This window comes from Tessaracoccus bendigoensis DSM 12906, from assembly GCF_900141915.1.
Classification (GTDB): Bacteria; Actinomycetota; Actinomycetes; order Propionibacteriales; family Propionibacteriaceae; genus Arachnia; species Arachnia bendigoensis.
In genome coordinates, this window is sequence record NZ_FQZG01000010.1 from 18068 (window position 1) to 34821 (window position 16754).

The 16754-nt window shown below is 66.5% G+C and carries 11 protein-coding genes; 1 reads left to right on the forward strand and 10 read right to left on the reverse strand.

The annotated features are described in order from the left end of the window. Positions 1–2 precede the first annotated feature (2 nt). Positions 3–572 (reverse strand): hypothetical protein, encoded by a 570-nt coding sequence (locus BUC15_RS03565; protein ID WP_073186174.1) that lies wholly within the window; start codon positions 570–572, stop codon positions 3–5. Continuing rightward, complete coding sequence (dnaE, locus tag BUC15_RS03570; protein ID WP_073186175.1) at positions 569–4108, reverse strand: DNA polymerase III subunit alpha; 3540 nt, start codon at positions 4106–4108, stop codon at positions 569–571. Before dnaE ends, BUC15_RS03565 begins: the two co-directional genes overlap by 4 nt. A 107-nt stretch (positions 4109–4215) precedes the next feature. Here dnaE and phoA point away from each other — a divergent pair, with 107 nt between their 5' ends. Continuing rightward, on the forward strand, positions 4216–5946 hold the full coding sequence (gene phoA / locus BUC15_RS03575; RefSeq protein ID WP_281249251.1) for an alkaline phosphatase: 1731 nt from the start codon (positions 4216–4218) through the stop codon (positions 5944–5946). A gap of 74 nt (positions 5947–6020) precedes the next feature. Here phoA and rpiB read toward each other — a convergent pair whose 3' ends face one another. From rpiB to BUC15_RS03615, 8 genes are all read right to left on the reverse strand, one after another. After that, positions 6021–6500, reverse strand: coding sequence for a ribose 5-phosphate isomerase B (gene rpiB / locus BUC15_RS03580; protein ID WP_073186177.1), 480 nt, complete (start codon positions 6498–6500; stop codon positions 6021–6023). Positions 6501–6558: 58 nt separating this feature from the next. Further along, positions 6559–8025 carry a glutamate synthase subunit beta gene (locus tag BUC15_RS03585; RefSeq protein WP_073186178.1) on the reverse strand — a complete coding sequence of 489 codons (1467 nt, stop codon included), beginning with the start codon at positions 8023–8025 and terminating at the stop codon, positions 6559–6561. After that, positions 8018–12547, reverse strand: a complete 4530-nt coding sequence (gene gltB, locus BUC15_RS03590; protein WP_073186179.1) for a glutamate synthase large subunit — start codon at positions 12545–12547, stop codon at positions 8018–8020. Before gltB ends, BUC15_RS03585 begins: the two co-directional genes overlap by 8 nt. A 496-nt stretch (positions 12548–13043) precedes the next feature. Beyond that, positions 13044–13667 carry an SCO family protein gene (locus tag BUC15_RS03595; protein ID WP_073186180.1) on the reverse strand — a complete coding sequence of 208 codons (624 nt, stop codon included), beginning with the start codon at positions 13665–13667 and terminating at the stop codon, positions 13044–13046. Further along, positions 13664–14512, reverse strand: a complete 849-nt coding sequence (trpA, locus tag BUC15_RS03600) for a tryptophan synthase subunit alpha (protein WP_084189336.1) — start codon at positions 14510–14512, stop codon at positions 13664–13666. The genes BUC15_RS03595 and trpA overlap by 4 nt, the downstream gene beginning before the upstream one ends. Next, on the reverse strand, positions 14509–15744 hold the full coding sequence (trpB, locus tag BUC15_RS03605) for a tryptophan synthase subunit beta (protein WP_073186181.1): 1236 nt from the start codon (positions 15742–15744) through the stop codon (positions 14509–14511). Before trpB ends, trpA begins: the two co-directional genes overlap by 4 nt. Before the next feature lie 10 nt (positions 15745–15754). Continuing rightward, entirely contained in the window at positions 15755–16540 is a 786-nt protein-coding gene (gene trpC, locus BUC15_RS03610) for an indole-3-glycerol phosphate synthase TrpC (protein WP_073186182.1), read from the reverse strand. Continuing rightward, the gene (locus tag BUC15_RS03615; RefSeq protein WP_073186183.1) at positions 16537–16743 is read right to left on the reverse strand and encodes an HGxxPAAW family protein; all 207 of its coding nucleotides are present in this window, start codon (positions 16741–16743) and stop codon (positions 16537–16539) included. Before BUC15_RS03615 ends, trpC begins: the two co-directional genes overlap by 4 nt. Between the last annotated feature and the right edge of the window lie 11 nt (positions 16744–16754).

The following is a 16754-nucleotide window of genomic DNA, read 5'->3' on the forward strand; positions in this document are numbered from 1 at the left end:
GTCTATCGGTTACCCGCAGGCTCGCCCTCTGCCTGATCATTGGGCGGCTCAGGCCAGAAGGCGGCCAGGAGCATGATGGGCGTCACCGCGGCGAATGGACCGACCAGAAGCGCGGATAGGGCCCTCAGCTGCAGGTCGACCTGGACCGTGTCTCCGGCCGAGGCGACCGCGAGCCGCTGGGTGAATCCGGAGGAGCCCACGATGGTCCCGAGCCTCCATGCCATCAACGAGGCCCCTAGCGCCGCGGCAGGAGGCACGATCGTGACCACCCAACCGGCCCTGTGCAGCACCATCCAACCGCCCACGCCGATCACCAGCCCGACGATCCCGGTGATCAGGGTGAAACTGGCATCGGCACCGATGATGTCGGCCAGTTCGAGTTCCGACATGGTGGCCGACAGGTCTTCGCGGACTACGTACGAGGGCAGGTGCGTGGTGAGGGCCCAGACGAGCCCGCCCACCGCCCCGAGCAGTACTGCCCCGCCGAGGAACACGGCGACCTTCCAGATCCTCCGCTCCCAGAGAGCGGCCAGTTGCCCGCTGGAGGGGATCGCCAGTTTGGGTGCGGTCATTGGGTCTCCCTCTCGAGTCCGACGGAGGAGGGCCCCAGCACGGCCTTCAGGTCGGCGAACAGCGCGGAGGTCAGTTCGACCCGGAACCCGTCGCCCAACCGGAAGGTCTTGACCTGTTCACCGGTGCGCAGGTTCAGGTGGACCTCGGCGGAGCCGGGGTACAGCGCGAGGATCCGCTTGAGCTCCCCCACCACACCGGGCGTACACCTGACGGCCGGCAGCATCAGCGCCAAGGGCCCGATGTTGCCCTCCGCGCTCAGATGCGGCACGGTGACGCCCTGAGCACGCACCCGACCCCGGTCCTCACCCTGCTCGACGATGCCATCAACCGACACGATCGTGTCCGGCGCGAGGTGTTGTGCGACCTGGTCGTAGACGCGGGGAAACACCGTCACCTCGATCGAGTTGGTCAGGTCCTCAAGGACCACCTGGGCCCAGATGTTGCCAGCCTTGTTCACCCGCCGGTTGACCGAGGTGATCAGCCCGCATAGCTTGGCCGGGCCGCGGTAGCCGTCCTCGGCGACGGCCGCCGCGATCGAATGGTCTCCGTTGGCGTGGAGCACATGTTCGAGGCCGTTGAGGGGATGGTCGGAGACGTAGAGGCCGAGCATTTCGCGTTCGAATGCCAACTTCGTGCGACGGTCCCATTCCTCGACCTCGGGCACCTGACCGCGGGTCGGACCCGCGTCCTCGTCGAGCTCCCCCGTGTCGAAGCCGAAATCGAAGCCGTCCTGCCCGTTCTCCGCGTTGCGTTTGAGGTCGATGATCGCATCGACGGCATTCTCGAACACCGCCATCAGCGAACGCCGGGTGTGGCCCAGTTCATCGAATGCCCCGGCCTTGATCAGCGACTCGATGACCCGCTTGTTACACATCGGCAGCGGTGCCTTGTCGAGGAAGTCGTAGAAGTCGGCCCCCGGCCCCAACTTCTCGCGTTCCTCAATCCAGGCCGTAACGACCTTGTCGCCGACGTTGCGCACCGCGCCCAACCCGAAGCGGATGTGGTCGTCGACCGGGGTGAACATCACCTCGGAGGAGTTCACATCGGGCGGCAGCACCTCGATTCCCATGTGACGGCATTCGGCCAGATAGAGCGCCGACTTGTCCTTGTCGTCGCGCACCGACTGCAACAGGGCGGCCATGTACTCAACAGGGTGGTTGGCCTTCAGCCAGGCGGTCCAGTAGGAGACGACGCCGTAAGCCGCGGAGTGAGCCTTGTTGAACGCGTAGTCGGAGAACGGCAGCAGGATGTCCCACAGCGTCTTGACCGAATCCATCGAGTAGCCGCGCTCCAGCATGCCGGAGGAGAAGACCTCGTACTGGGCGTCCAGTTCGGCCTTCTTCTTCTTGCCCATGGCGCGGCGCAACATGTCGGCCCCACCGAGCGTGTAGCCGGCCAGTTGCTGCGCGATCGCCATCACCTGCTCCTGGTAGACGATCAGGCCGTACGTCTCACCGAGGATCGGTTCGAGCGCCTCCGCCAGATCCGGATGGATCGGTTCGACGGGCTCGCGCCCAGTCTTGCGGCGCGCATACTTGTTGTGGGAGTCGGCGCCCATCGGGCCAGGTCGGTACAACGCACCTACGGCCGAGATGTCGTCGAAACAGTCGGGCTGCATCGAGCGCAGCAGCGCCCGCATCGGGCCCCCGTCGAGCTGGAACACGCCGAGCGTGTCACCGCGCTGGAGCAGGTCGAACGTCAGCGGATCGTCGAGCGTGAGCGTCTCGAGGTCGACGTCGATGCCCTTGTTCAGTTTGATGTTGGCCAGCGCATCGGCGAGCACGGTCAGGTTCCGCAGCCCGAGGAAGTCCATCTTGATGAGCCCGAGGCTCTCGCAGCCCGGGTAGTCGAACTGCGTGATGATGGCCCCGTCAGCCTCACGTTTCATCAGGGGCACGACATCTGCGATGGGGGCCCGGCTCATGATCACGCCTGCGGCATGCACGCCCCATTGCCGCTTGAGCCCCTCGATGCCCCTTGCGGTGTCGACGACGGTGCGCACGTCCGGCGAGGACTGGTACAGCTCACGGAACTCGGCGCCCTCCGCGTAGCGCTTGTGCTGCTCGTTGAACAGGTCTCCGAGCGGGACACCCTTGCCCATCACGTCGGGCGGCATGGCCTTGGTGATCTGCTCTCCAATCGCGAACGGCATGTCGAGCACCCGTGCCGAATCCTTCACCGCCGCCTTCGCCTTGATGGAGCCGTAGGTGATGATCTGCGCGACGTACTCCTTGCCGTACTTCTCCGTGACGTAGTTGATCACCTCACCGCGGCGGCGGTCGTCGAAGTCGATGTCGAAATCGGGCATCGAGACACGCTCCGGGTTGAGGAAGCGTTCGAAGATCAGGCCGTGTTCAAGCGGATCGAGGTCGGTGATGCGCATCGCGTACGCACACATCGAACCGGCACCCGAGCCACGCCCCGGGCCGACGCGGACCCCGTTGCGCTTTGCCCAGTTGATGAAGTCGGCCACGACGAGGAAGTAGCCGGAGAACCCCATCTGGACGATGATCCCCATCTCGAACTCCGCGCGTTCCCGCACCGCGTCGCTGACACCGCGTGGGTAGCGGTAGTCGAGCCCACGCGCGACCTCCTTGCGGAACCAGGAGTCCTCCGTCTCCCCATCAGGCACGTCGAAGCGGGGCATGTAGGTGCCGGTGCCCTCTTCGAAAACCGTCTCGATACGTTCGGCGATCGCCAAGGTGTTGTCACACGCCTCTGGCAACTCGCGAAACAGCGCGCGCATCTCCTCCGGGGATTTGAGGTAGTAGCCGTTGCCGTCGAACTTGAACCGGTCGGTCTGTGCCTTCCTGGAGCCAGAGGAGACGCACAGCAGGGTGTCGTGGGAGTCGGCGTCGTCTGCGTGCACGTAGTGCAGGTCGTTCGACGCCACCAGCGGCAGGCCGAGGTCCTTCGACAGCCGGAGCAGGTCCTTCCTGACCTTGGTCTCGATGTCCAGCCCGTGGTCCATCAACTCGACGTAGAAGTTGCCATCGCCGAAGATGTCTCGGAACTCGGCCGCAGCGGCCACGGCGTTGTCGTACTGCCCGAGCCGCAGGAAGGTCTGCACCTCACCCGAGGGGCAACCCGTCGTCGCGATCAGTCCCTTGCCGTACTCACCCAGCAGTTCCCGGTCGGCACGGGGCTTGTAGAAGAACCCCTCGAGTGAAGACCTGGTGCTCAGCTTGAAGAGGTTGTGCATCCCTTCGGGGTTCGCGGCCCACATGGTCATGTGGGTGTAGGCGCCTTTCGAGGCGACGTCGTCGCCGGTGCCGTCGCCAAACTGGACGCGTTTGCGCTCCGACCGGTGGGTACGGGGGGTCAGGTAGGCCTCGAGCCCGATGATGGGCTTGACGTCGAAGTTCTTGGACGCCTTGTAGAACTCGTAGGCGCCGTACAGGTTGCCGTGGTCGGTGATGGCCAGCGCGGGCATGCCCGTCCGCTCGGCGCCTTGGAAGAGATCCTTGATCCGTGCCGCACCGTCCAGCATCGAGAACTCGGTGTGGGTGTGCAGGTGCACAAACGAGTCCGACAACTGAAACCTCCTGGGGCACGGGATGACGACGCCCCACCTTACCTTCCGCCGACGGGGATCACCCATCGTTCATCCGGTGTTGCCTAAGCACTATCATCGCCAACTCGATCAGCTCCGAGAGCGCGGGCCGCAACGTCATCATCGTCATCGGTGACGGCATGGGCGACTCCGAGATCACCATCGCCCGCAACTACCTCAAGGGGGCGGGCGGCTTCCTTGAGGGCCTCGACGCGCTTCCGCTCACCGGCCAGATGACCACCTACTCGGTGACGAAGAACGGCCTGCCCGACTACACGCCCGACTCCGCCGCCACCGGCACCGCCTGGGCCACCGGCAGCAAGTCCTACGACGGGGCCATCTCGGTCGACCGCACGGGCCAGCCGCTCAAGTCGCTGCTGAAGGTGGCGAAGGAGACCGGTCGCGCCACCGGTAACGTGAGCACCTCCGAGGTGCAGGACGCCACCCCCGCCGTGCAGATCGCCAGCGTGACGAGCCGTCGCTGCTACGGTCCTTCGACGACCACGGCCCAGTGCTCGGGCAACGCCCTCGAGAACGGTGGCGCCGGCTCCATCAGCGAACAGCTCATCGAGACTCGTCCCGACGTCACCCTCGCGGGCGGCTCAGCGACCTTCGCCGAGGAGGCGACCGCCGGAGATTGGGCCGGCAAAACCCTCGAAGCACAGGCCAAGGAGCGTGGCTTCCAGTACCTGACGGACAAGGCCGATCTCGACTCGATCACCGCCGCGAGCCAGGACAGCCCAGTGCTCGGCCTCTTCTCCACAGGCAACATGCCCGTGCGGTTCAACCCGTACATCGCACAGCCAGGAAAGGCGACGACGCAGGAGTGCACCGTCAACCCGGACTTCGCCGAGGTGCCCACCCTGAAGGAGATGACGGACAAGAGCATCGAGCTGCTGTCCGAAAGCAAGGCGGGCAAGAAGAACGGATTCTTCCTGCAGGTCGAATCGGCCTCCATCGACAAGAAGGACCACGCCGCCGACGTGTGTGGCCAGATCGGTGAGACCGAGCAGATGGACGAGGCCGTGAAGTCGGCCCTCGACTTCGCCAAGGCGGATGGCAACACGCTGGTCGTCGTCACGGCAGACCACGCGCACACCTCACAGATCATCGACACGGAAGGCCCCGGCCTCAACAGCCGGGTCACCACGCACGACGGCTCCGAGATGGTTGTCGGCTACAACACCTCTGCGGCCGGCGGTTCGCAGCAGCACACCGGCACGCAGATCCGGGTGGCGGCCTACGGGCCCGGCGCTGCAAACGTCGTCGGCCTGATCGACCAGACCGACCTGTTCTATGTCGCCTCCGACGCGATGACCAACTGGGATGGGACGAAACCCAGCGCGACCGCCACACCCAGCGCCTCAGTCGAGCCAACTGCCACACCCACTGCCCCTTCGACCGTGAACGTCTACACCACGCCCGGCACACACGATGTCAACGGCCGCCGCTGGCAGACCACCTGTGAGTCGTACTCGAAGACCACCAGGTGCCTCACCAACATCTGGTCCACCGTGGTCGTCCGTGACGGTGCGGCCTACAAGCAGGTGACCGGTTGGCACTTCAACAACCTGACATACCTTCCCGAGATGACAAGGGCCCAGTGGGGCACCAACCCGATCGCCAACACCGGCGAGTTCACCTCGGAAGGTCGGCAGTGGCGCACCGAGTGCGACACCGCATCCTCTGGCTCCAACGCGTGCCGCAGCTTCATCAAGACCGACGTCGTGGCGGCTGAGCGAAACGCGGCGGGCGCCTGGACGTACTCCACCAGCAAGCAGTGGGTGTTCAACAACCAGGTCCTGTTCAAGCTGGCCTGATCCATAAAGCAGAATCGGGGGCCGTCGAAAGACGGCCCCCGAATCCCGCGTTCTGCGCCCGCTCGGCCGGTTGTTCAGCAACGACTCCCGGGGTCGACCTGGTCCTCGACCTCTATCCCGTCGTCGATGGCTCCCAATTGATTGACGCGGCGCTGATGGCGCCCCCCTTCGAACTCGGCCTCCAACCACATCGCGGTGATCATCTTGCCCAACTCGACTCCGATGACGCGGGCGCCGAGCGCAAGCATGTTGGTGTCGTTGTGGTTGCGCGAAAGCACCGCCGAGTACGGCTCCGAGCACACCACGCAGCGGATCCCGTGCGTCTTGTTCGCCGCGATCGAGATGCCCACGCCTGATCCGCAGATCAGGATCCCGCGGTCGAACCGGCCTGCGGCGACGGCCTCAGCGGCCTGCTGCCCGAAATACGGGTAGTCCGCCCGATCCGGATCGTTCGTACCGAGGTCTGTGACGTCGTGGCCGAGGGCCCGCACCGCGTCGGCGAGTTCACGCCGGAACCCGATGGCGGCATGATCAGAGGCAATGACGATTCGCACGGCGTTCCTTCCGGGAGATGGTTCCGCCAGCTACCTTACCCGGAAGCAGGAGGCCCCGTCAGGCCAGCAACTGACGCACCTCTGGCCCGATCGGCCTTGGCAGCTTCGACTCCCCGCTGAGGAAGGCGTCGACGCCCTGCGCGCAGCTGCGGCCCTCCGCGATCGCCCACACGATCAGCGACTGTCCACGCCCCGCATCGCCGCACGCGAACACGCCTGGCACGCTCGTGGCGAAGTTGTCGTCGCGGGCGATGTTGCCGCGGGCGTCGAGCTCGCAACCGAGTTCCTCGACCAGCCCGGCCCGCTGCGGCCCGGAGAACCCCATCGCCAGCAGCACCAGTTGCGCCGGGATGTGCCGTTCACTCCCTTCGACCGGGGTGAACCGCCCCGCTTCGAAGCGGACCTCGACGATGTCGAGCCCCTTGACCCGGCCCTCGCCGTCGTCAACGAAACGGTTGGTGGACACTGCGTAGACCCGGTCGCCGCCCTCCTCGTGCGCCGAGGTGACCTTGAAGGTCATCGGGTACGTGGGCCATGGCTGGCCTCCCGGGCGCTCCTCGGGGGGCATCGGCATGATCTCCAGTTGGGTGATGGAACGGGCACCCTGACGGATCGAGGTCCCCAGGCAGTCGGCCCCGGTGTCTCCGCCGCCGATGATCACGACGTCCTTACCCGCTGCTGTGATCTGGTCGACGACCTCCTCCCCGAGCGCGACACGGTTTGCCTGTGGCAGGAACTCCATCGCCTGGTGGATCCCGCCGAGCTCGCGCCCGGGAACGGGTAGGTCCCTCGGCAGGGTCGACCCGATGGCCAGCACCACCGCCTCGTACTGCTCGCGCAGGTCCTCTCCGGTGAGGTGCTCTCCGATGTTAACCCCGGTCTTGAACTGGGTGCCCTCCAACACCATCTGCTTCAGGCGCCGGTTCAGGACCGCCTTTTCCATCTTGAACTCGGGGATGCCGTATCGCAGGAGCCCTCCGATCGCGTCGGCCCGTTCGTAGACGACGACGGTGTGTCCGGCCCTGGTCAGCTGCTGCGCCACCGCCAGCCCCGCAGGGCCTGAGCCGACGACTGCCACGGTCTTCGTGGTGTGCCACGCGGGCTGCTGGGGCGTGACGCGGGAGTCGTCCCACGCCTTGTCGATGATCGAGACCTCGACGTTCTTGATGGTGACCGGGTCGCGGTTGATGCCCACGACACACGCAGTCTCGCACGGCGCGGGGCAGAGCCGCCCGGTGAACTCGGGGAAGTTGTTGGTGGCGTGCAGCCTCTCCAACGCCGGTTGCCACTCCCCTCGCCAGACCAGGTCGTTCCATTCGGGGATGAGGTTACCGAGCGGGCAGCCGTTGTTGCAGAACGGGATGCCGCAATCCATGCACCGACCCGCCTGCTTCGAGATGATGGGCAACAGCGCACGCCCGGGGGTCCCGGGATAGACCTCACGCCAGTCGTGGACCCGCTCTTCGACGGGTCGCCGGGTCGCCACCTCACGCGGCGTTGTCATGAACCCCTTCGGATCAGCCATGAGCGGCCTCCATCATCAGCTTGGTGGTTTCAAACTCTTCGAGCCCGTCGGCTGCGGACATCTCCTGGACGGCCACCACCCGGGCATAGTCGCGCGGCAGCACCTTGGTGAAGCGACGCGAGAGTTCCTCATCGTTCAGCTTCAGCAGCGCGTCGGCGATGAGCGACCCGGTCTCCTCCCGGTGCTCGCCCATCAGGTCCCGAACCCGGATCAGGTCACCGGGCGTCATCTCGACGGGGTCGGCGAGTTCGTTGTTCAACCGCAGCGGGTTCAGGTCTAGGACCCACGCGACCCCGCCGGACATGCCTGCGGCGAAGTTGCGGCCCGTCGGGCCGAGGACCAACACCTCACCGCCGGTCATGTACTCGGCTCCGTGGTCGCCGACCCCCTCGACGACCGCGGTGGCACCCGAGTTACGCACACAGAAGCGTTCGCCGACGAGGCCCCGGAGGAACATCTGGCCAGACGTCGCGCCGTAGCCGATCACGTTGCCGGCCACGATCTGTGTCGCCGGGTCGAACCCGGATTCGGGATGCGGGGTGACCACGAGTCGACCGCCCGAGAGTCCCTTGCCGAAGTAGTCGTTCGAGTCGCCGATCAGCCGGAGCGTCACGCCGCCGGGCAGGAAGGCCCCGAAGCTCTGCCCACCGGTTCCGTTCAGGGTGAACTCGATCGTGCCGGGCTCAAGGCCGCGGCCATCGGTGACCTTTGTCACCTCGTGGCCGAGCATGGTGCCGACGGTGCGGTCGACGTTTCGCACCTCCAGCGTGTGGCTCACCTTCTCACCCCGGGCAAGGGCGGGCTCCGCGAGCCGGATCAGTTCGACGTCGAGCTTGTCGGCCAACCCGTGGTCCTGCGTGGTGGTGTGGAAGCGCTCGGCTCCGACGGGCACCTCCACGCGGGTGAGGATCGGAGTCAGGTCGAGCCCGCCGGTCTTCCAGTGGCCGACCGCTTCGCTCACGTCCAGGAGTTCGACGTGCCCCACCGCCTCCTCCAGGGTCCGGAAACCGAGTTGGGCCAGCAGTTCGCGAACCTCCTCGGCGATGAACATAAAGAAGTTGACGACGTGGTCCGGGTCGCCGTGGAACTTGCCCCGCAGCTCCGGGTTCTGCGTGGCGACCCCGACCGGGCACGTGTCCTTGTGGCACACGCGCATCATGATGCAGCCGGACACGACCAGCGGCGCGGTCGCGAAACCGAACTCCTCGGCCCCGAGCAACGCCGCGACGACGACATCACGGCCGGTCTTGAGCTGGCCGTCGCACTGGACGACGATCCGGTCGCGCAGCCCGTTGAGAAGCAGCGTCTGCTGCGTCTCTGCGAGGCCGAGTTCCCACGGCGTGCCCGCGTGCTTGATCGACGTGAGAGGCGCGGCGCCGGTGCCTCCGTCGTGCCCGGAGATGAGCACGACATCCGCCTTCGCCTTGCTGACACCGGCCGCCACGGTTCCGACGCCGATCTCGGAGACCAGCTTCACGTGGACCCGCGCGGATGGATTTGCGCACTTCAGGTCGTGGATGAGCTGCTTGAGGTCTTCGATCGAATAGATGTCGTGGTGAGGCGGCGGGGAAATGAGCCCGACGCCCGGCGTCGAGTGTCTGGTCCGTGCGACCCACGGATACACCTTCGGGCCCGGCAACTGCCCCCCTTCGCCTGGCTTGGCTCCCTGAGCCATCTTGATCTGGATGTCGTCTGCGTAGGTCAGGTACTCCGACGTGACCCCGAAGCGTCCCGAGGCGACCTGCTTGATCGCCGAGCGGCGGGCCGGGTCGTGCAGCCGCTCCGGGTCCTCACCACCCTCACCGGTGTTCGACTTGCCACCGATCCGGTTCATGGCCACGGCGAGGGTCTGGTGCGCCTCCATGGAGATCGAGCCGTAGCTCATCGCACCAGTCGAGAACCGCTTCACGATCTCGGTTGCAGGCTCGACCTCATCGATGTCAATGGGCTGCCGCTCACCAAATTGCATCATGGAACGAAGTGTCATGACGCGTCGCGAATTGTCGTTGACGAGCGCACTGTATTTCTTGAAGGCCTGGTAGTCGCCGGTCTGCGTCGAGTGCTGCAGCCGGAACACCGTCTCAGGATCGAACAGGTGTTGTTCCCCCTCCCTGCGCCACTGGTACTCGCCGCCGCCCATGAGATCGCGGTGCGCCAGCGGGATACCGTCGCTCGGGTAGGCGGTCAGGTGTCGCTGGCTGATCTCCTCCGCCAACTGGCTGAGCGTCAGGCCACCGAGCCGGCTCGAGGTTCCCGTGAAGTAGGCATCGACCACGTCCCCGCTCAACCCGACGCACTCGAAGATCTGGGCACCGGTGTAGGAGGCGACGGTGGAGACCCCCATCTTGCTCATGACCTTCAGCACGCCCTTGTTGAACGCCTTCGCCACGTTGGCGATGGCCTTCTCCGGGGGCACGTCGACATACATCTCGCGTCTTGCGAGGTCCTCGGCCGACTCGAACACCAGGTAGGGGTTGACGGCGGCCGCGCCGTAGCCGAGCAGCAGCGCGACGTGGTGCACCTCGCGGACATCGCCCGCCTCCACGACGAGACCGACCTGGGTGCGGGTCTTCTCCCGAACCAGGTGGTGGTGGATCGCCGCGGTCAGCAGCAGCGATGGGATCGGCGCCAACTCCGCGGTGGAGTGCCGGTCGGAAAGCACGATGGCGCGCGCACCGCCGCGGATCGCCGAGGACACCTCCTGGCAGAGCTCTTCGAGCTTGGAGGCGAGCGCCCGACCACCACCGGCGACCTTGTACAGCCCCTTGACGACGTGGGTCGAGTAGCCCGGCAGCTCACCGTCGCGGTTGAGCCGCACGATCTTGGCCAGCTGCTCGGAGTCGAGGATCGGGCCGCTCATGGTGATCATCCTGGCCGCTTCCGGGCCGGGTTCCAGCAGGTTGTGCTCCGGGCCGATCTTGGCCGTGAGGCTGGTGACGAGCTGCTCCCGGATGGCGTCGAGCGGCGGGTTGGTGACCTGCGCGAACAGTTGCTTGAAGTAGTCGAAGATCAGCCTCGGCCGCGCGGAGAGGATCGCCTCCGGGGTGTCGGTGCCCATCGACCCGATCGCTTCGGCACCGTCGTTGGCCATCGGGGCGACGATCAGGCGCAGTTCCTCGTGCGTGTACCCGAAGGTCTGCTGTCGCCGGGTGACTGAGCTGTGCGAGTGGACGATGTGTGCCCGGCTAGGGAGTTGGTCGAGTTCGATCTTCTGCTCGGCCACCCACCTCTCGTAGGGCTGTTGGGCGGCGAGCGTGCCCTTGACCTCGTCGTCGGAGAGGATCTGATGCTTGACCAGATCGATCAGGAACATGCGGCCCGGCTGAAGTCGGCCCTTGGTGACCACGTCGGAGACGGGCACGGGCAACACCCCGGCTTCGGAGGCGAACACCACGAGACCGTCGCGGGTCACCCAGTAGCGGCCTGGGCGCAGCCCGTTCCGGTCGAGGCAGGCCCCGATGAGCGAGCCGTCGGTAAACGTCATGCAGGCCGGCCCGTCCCACGGCTCCATGATCATGGAGTGGAACTCGTAGAACGCCCGACGCTTCGGATCCATCTCGGCATGGCCCTCCCACGCCTCGGGGATCATCATGAGCACCGCGTGCGGCAGTGACCGTCCGCCCAGGTGCAACAGTTCGAGCACCTCGTCGAACGACGCCGAGTCGGAGCCGCCCGGCGAACAGATCGGAAACAGCTTCTCCAGCGCTCCCGGGAACTTCTTCGAGGTCAGCAGCGCCTCACGGGCGCGCATCCAGTTGCGGTTGCCGCGCACGGTGTTGATCTCGCCGTTGTGGGCGATCATGCGGTAGGGATGCGCCAGTTCCCAGGCTGGGAAGGTGTTGGTGGAGAACCGCGAGTGGACCAGAGCGAGCGCGGACTCGACCCGCTCGTCGTGCAGTTCGGGGAACACCTCCTCCAACTGGGCGGTGGTGAGCATGCCCTTGTAGACCATGGTGCGCGATGAGAGCGAGGCGAAATAGAGCCCCGCCTCGTGCTGCGCGCGACGGCGCAGGACGAAGGCGAACCGGTCGAGATCGATGCCCGACTGGCCGTTCCTGCCCGCGACCACCAGGTGCGCGAAATGCGGCATGGCACCAAGGGAGACGGGCGAAAGCGTCGAGGTCTCGACTGGGACGTCACGCCAGGCCAGCACGTCAAGGTCGACCTCGTCGGCGATGGCCTCGACCTCGGCCTTCACCCGGGCACGTTCCTGCTCATCGACCGGCAGGAACGCCATTCCCGCCGCATACTCTCCCGCATCCGGCAGCTTGGAATCGACGACGGCACGTAGGAAGGCGTCGGGCACCTGGATCAGGATGCCAGCGCCGTCGCCAGCCGCCTCGTCGGCACCGGTGGCACCGCGGTGGTCGAGGTTCCGCAGGGCCTCAAGGCCCTTCTCCACGATCCCGTGGCGCGGGTTGCCGTCGAGATGTGCGATAAAGGCGACACCGCAGGCGTCGTGCTCGTATGAAGGGTCGTAGAGCCCCACCTGTTCGCGGTGCGGAAAGACGCTCTTAGCCATCGGCTTGACCTCCTGTGATCTGTGGGCGCACGGGCGCCAGCGGGGAAAACAGTACGGTCGTGGAATCGACGTCGCCAGCCAGTTCCACGGCGTGCGAAATCTCTTCGCACAATTGTTACGCGGCCGAAACATGGCCAGCGTGGCCAGCACGCTGCGACACCAGCGATAACCCTCGACACCAGCGGAATGTCCCCGTCACCAGCGATAACCCTCGACACCAGCGGTATACGGCAGGTATCCAGACTGACCGTTGGTAACCGCCGCACAACGCTGGTGACGACGAGATCCGCGGGTGGCACCGAAAGCCGCTCGCAACACCGAGTCGACGGCGCCGTCGACCTCGCTCGCCGGCTCGTGCCGCTCGGCGCGGTCGTGACGTTGAGCACTATCCCGGACTGGATGCCCCAAGAGACCCGTTGTCACGTTCAAATCCCCATCGAACCCCGAATAGTGCTCAAGGCCCGACGCGACCACAGCCCCCGCGGACGGCCTTGAGCTAGCTGGCGATGAGACGTTCGAAGTCGTCCTTCATGTCGCCGGCCGAGGTGGCGTTCCAGATCACCTGCATGGTGCGCGGCTCACCGAATCCCAGGACGTAGGTGCCGTGGTCAACCTCATAACCCCCGGATGGGAGTTGAGTGCCCTGCGCGATGTCGATCCCGAGGCTGAGGGCAGCAGGCTTGATCGCCTCGAGGTCGCCGGTCAACCCGATGAAGGCGTCGTCGATCCGCGCGAGATAGTCCCGCAGCACCTCGGGGGTGTCCCTCGCCGGGTCGGTCGTGACCAGGATGAGGCTGATGTCGTCGACGAGGTCGGGGGGCAACCGCCGCTTCGCGGTCGCCATGTCCGCCATGATCCCTGGGCACACATCCGGGCAGTTGGTGTAGCCGAAGAAGAGCGCGACCGCCTTCGTGGTCGGGTCGGTTGCGAGGTTGAAGGGCTGGCCTGCCTGGTCGGTGAGGGTGAGGTCGGGCAGGGGCGCCCCTCCACCCTCGAGATAGGTGCCGTGCCAGTCATCCTGCAAGGTGCCGACGCTGGCTGCGGGCCCTGGCGACGGCGCCCCACAGCCCGCAAGCACGCCGATGGCGCCAAGGCTCAGGAACGACCGGCGCCGGATCACCTGCGCGACCTCGCCACACCGTCGGCCAATTCACCTGCCAACGTGCGGAGCCTCACGAGGTCGCCTGGCAGGTCAGCACCGTCAGAATCGAGGCACTTCAGCAGGGCGGAACCGACGATCACGAGGTCTGCGAAAGCACCGATCTCGGCCGCCTGGGCCCCGTTGCTGACGCCAAGGCCGATCCCGACCGGCAGCCCCGGGTCGACCTTGCGGGCGCGCTCCACGATGACGGGGGCCGCATCGGAGGTGTCGGATCGGGTACCCGTCACCCCCATGACACTCGACGCGTACACCCAGCCGCGACATGACTCCATGGTGAGCTTGATCCGCTCATCCGTCGACGACGGCGCGATCAGGAAGACTCGGTCGAGCCCATGTGCGTCGGTCGCCTCGAACCACTCGGGGCAGTCGTCCGGCGGGAGATCGGGGGTGATCACGCCCGCCCCGCCAGCCGCGGCCAGGTCGCGGGCGAAGCGGTCGGGGCCGTAGGCCTCAATCAGGTTCCAATAGGTCATCACCATCGGGGTGGCCGAGGTCGCCGCGACGGCCTCGACCGCGGTGAACGCATCCCTGATGCGCACCCCCCGCTCCCGGGCGCGGGTGGTCGCGTGCTGGATGACCAGGCCGTCCATCAGCGGGTCGGAGTACGGCATCCCGATCTCGACGATGTCGACGCCGTTACCGTCGATCCCCTCGGTGATGGCACGGACGGCCTCGACTGATCCGCTGACATCCGGGTAACCGACGGGAAGGTATCCGACGAGAGCCGGGCGCCCCGCGGCGAGACAGGAGGCCACGACCCTGCCTGAGATGCCGAGACGCTCCTGGTCGGTGAATGTGTTCATTGGAGCCCTCCGACTGTCTTGTCAGGCTCGCCCGGGAGGCCGAAGTACTCGAACGCGGTTGCCACGTCCTTGTCCCCGCGGCCTGAGAGGCACACCAGGATGGTGGGCCGTGCGTCCGGGTCGGCGTCTGCGATCCGCAGCCCGAGGCGGCGCGCGCCGGCGAGCGCGTGCGCGGATTCGATCGCGGGGATGATGCCTTCGGTGCGGGTGAGGAGTTGGAAGGCGTCCATCGCCTCGGCGTCGGTGACCGGCTCGTAGTGTGCGCGTCCGGTCTCGGCCAGCCAGGCGTGCTCCGGCCCGACCCCTGGATAGTCGAGCCCCGCAGAGATCGAGTGCGATTCGATGGTCTGGCCGTCCTCGTCCTGCAGCACGAAGGTCCGGGTGCCGTGCAGCACGCCCGTGGATCCCGCTGTGATGGTGGCGGCGTGTCGTCCGGTCTCCACCCCTTCTCCGGCGGCCTCGAACCCGTAGAGTTCGACGTCGGCGTCGGGCACGAAGTCGGCGAACATGCCGATGGCGTTGGACCCGCCGCCAACGCAGGCCGCCACGTAGTCTGGCAACTGGCCGTACGCGTCGAGCATCTGCTGGCGGGCCTCGGTTGAGATGATCCGTTGCAGTTCGCGCACCAGGTAGGGGAACGGGTGCGGGCCGCTGACGGTGCCGATCAGGTAGTGCGTGTTTTCGACGGTGGTCACCCAGTCGCGCATCGCCTCGTTCATGGCGTCTTTCAGCGTCCTCGAACCGGCGGCGACCGCGTAGACCTCGGCCCCGAGCAGCTGCATGCGGGCGACGTTGAGCGCCTGGCGCTTGGTGTCCACCTCGCCCATGTAGACGCGGCATTCGAGCCCGAGCAGCGCGGCGGCGGTCGCGGTCGCGACGCCGTGCTGGCCTGCGCCCGTCTCGGCGATCACTCTGGTCTTGCCCATCCGTTTGGTGAGCAGCGCCTGGCCGAGGACATTGTTGATCTTGTGGGCGCCGGTGTGGTTCAGATCCTCGCGTTTGAGGAGCACCCGGGCATTTCCGCAACGCTCGGAGAACCTGGTCACGTCGGTGATCGGCGTCGGCCGGCCAGCGTAGTCGCGCTGCAGCCGGGCCAACTCGGCGTGGAACGACGGGTCGGCCATCGCCTCGTCGAAGGCGTCGGTGAGTTCTCTGAGGGCCGCGTGGAGCGCCTCTGGGACGAAACGTCCCCCGAAGCGACCGAAGTGTCCGGCCGAGTCTGGCAGTTCCATGCCTTCTTCTTTACCTTTCTGCGGCGGACATGAAGTCGCCGATGGCAGAGCGGGGATCGCCGTGCTTGACGAGGGCCTCGCCTACGAGGATGACGTCGGCCCCTTCGGCGGCGACCCGTGCGACGTCCGCGGTGCCGAGGATTCCCGACTCGGCTACCTTGACGGCCCGGTCGCCGATGCGTTCGGCGAGCGCCCCGAAGGTGCCGAGATCAACCTCAAGGGTCTTCAGGTTGCGGTTGTTGACCCCGATCAGTTGTGCGCCAAGCCCAAGTGCACGGTCGACCTCAGGGGCGGTGTGGGTCTCGACCAACGCGGTCATTCCGAGGTCGGAGGTCAGTTCCAGGAACCGGCCCAGCTTGGCGTCGTCGAGCGCCGCGACGATCAGCAGCACGATGTCGGCGCCGTGCGCGCGGGCCTCGTAGAACTGGTACTCCTCGACCATGAAGTCCTTGCGCAGCACCGGGACATCGACCGCGGCGCGCACCGCGTCGAGATCTTCCAGGGTGCCGCTGAAGCGTCGTTCCTCGGTAAGCACCGAGATCGCGGCGGCCCCGCCGGTCGCGTAGGCCGAGGCCAACTCCGCCGGATCGGCGATGTCGGCCAGGTGCCCCTTTGACGGCGACCTCCGCTTGACCTCGGAGATGACGGCCAACTCAACTGCCCTGAACCGCGGCATGGGGTCAAGCGCGAGCGGAGCAGAAGCGGCGGCCTCGATCAACTGGTCGAGGCCGCGAATGGCCGTCCTGCGGTCGAGGTCGAGTCGGACTCCGGCGATGATGTCGTCGAGGACGCTCACGGCTGGCCGAGGCCCATGGCCTTCATGACCATGGTCGTCAACAGGCCGACGAGCACGACGGCGCCGCCCGCGATAGCGATTGGCCAGTTCGGGCCCGTCACGGAACCGATGGCGCCCAGCACGAAGCCGACGGCCGCGATGACCGAGCCCGTCCAGGCGGCAGGGCTCCGCCCATGATGGTAGAACTTCGAGGTTCGCGCCATTGGTTCAGCCT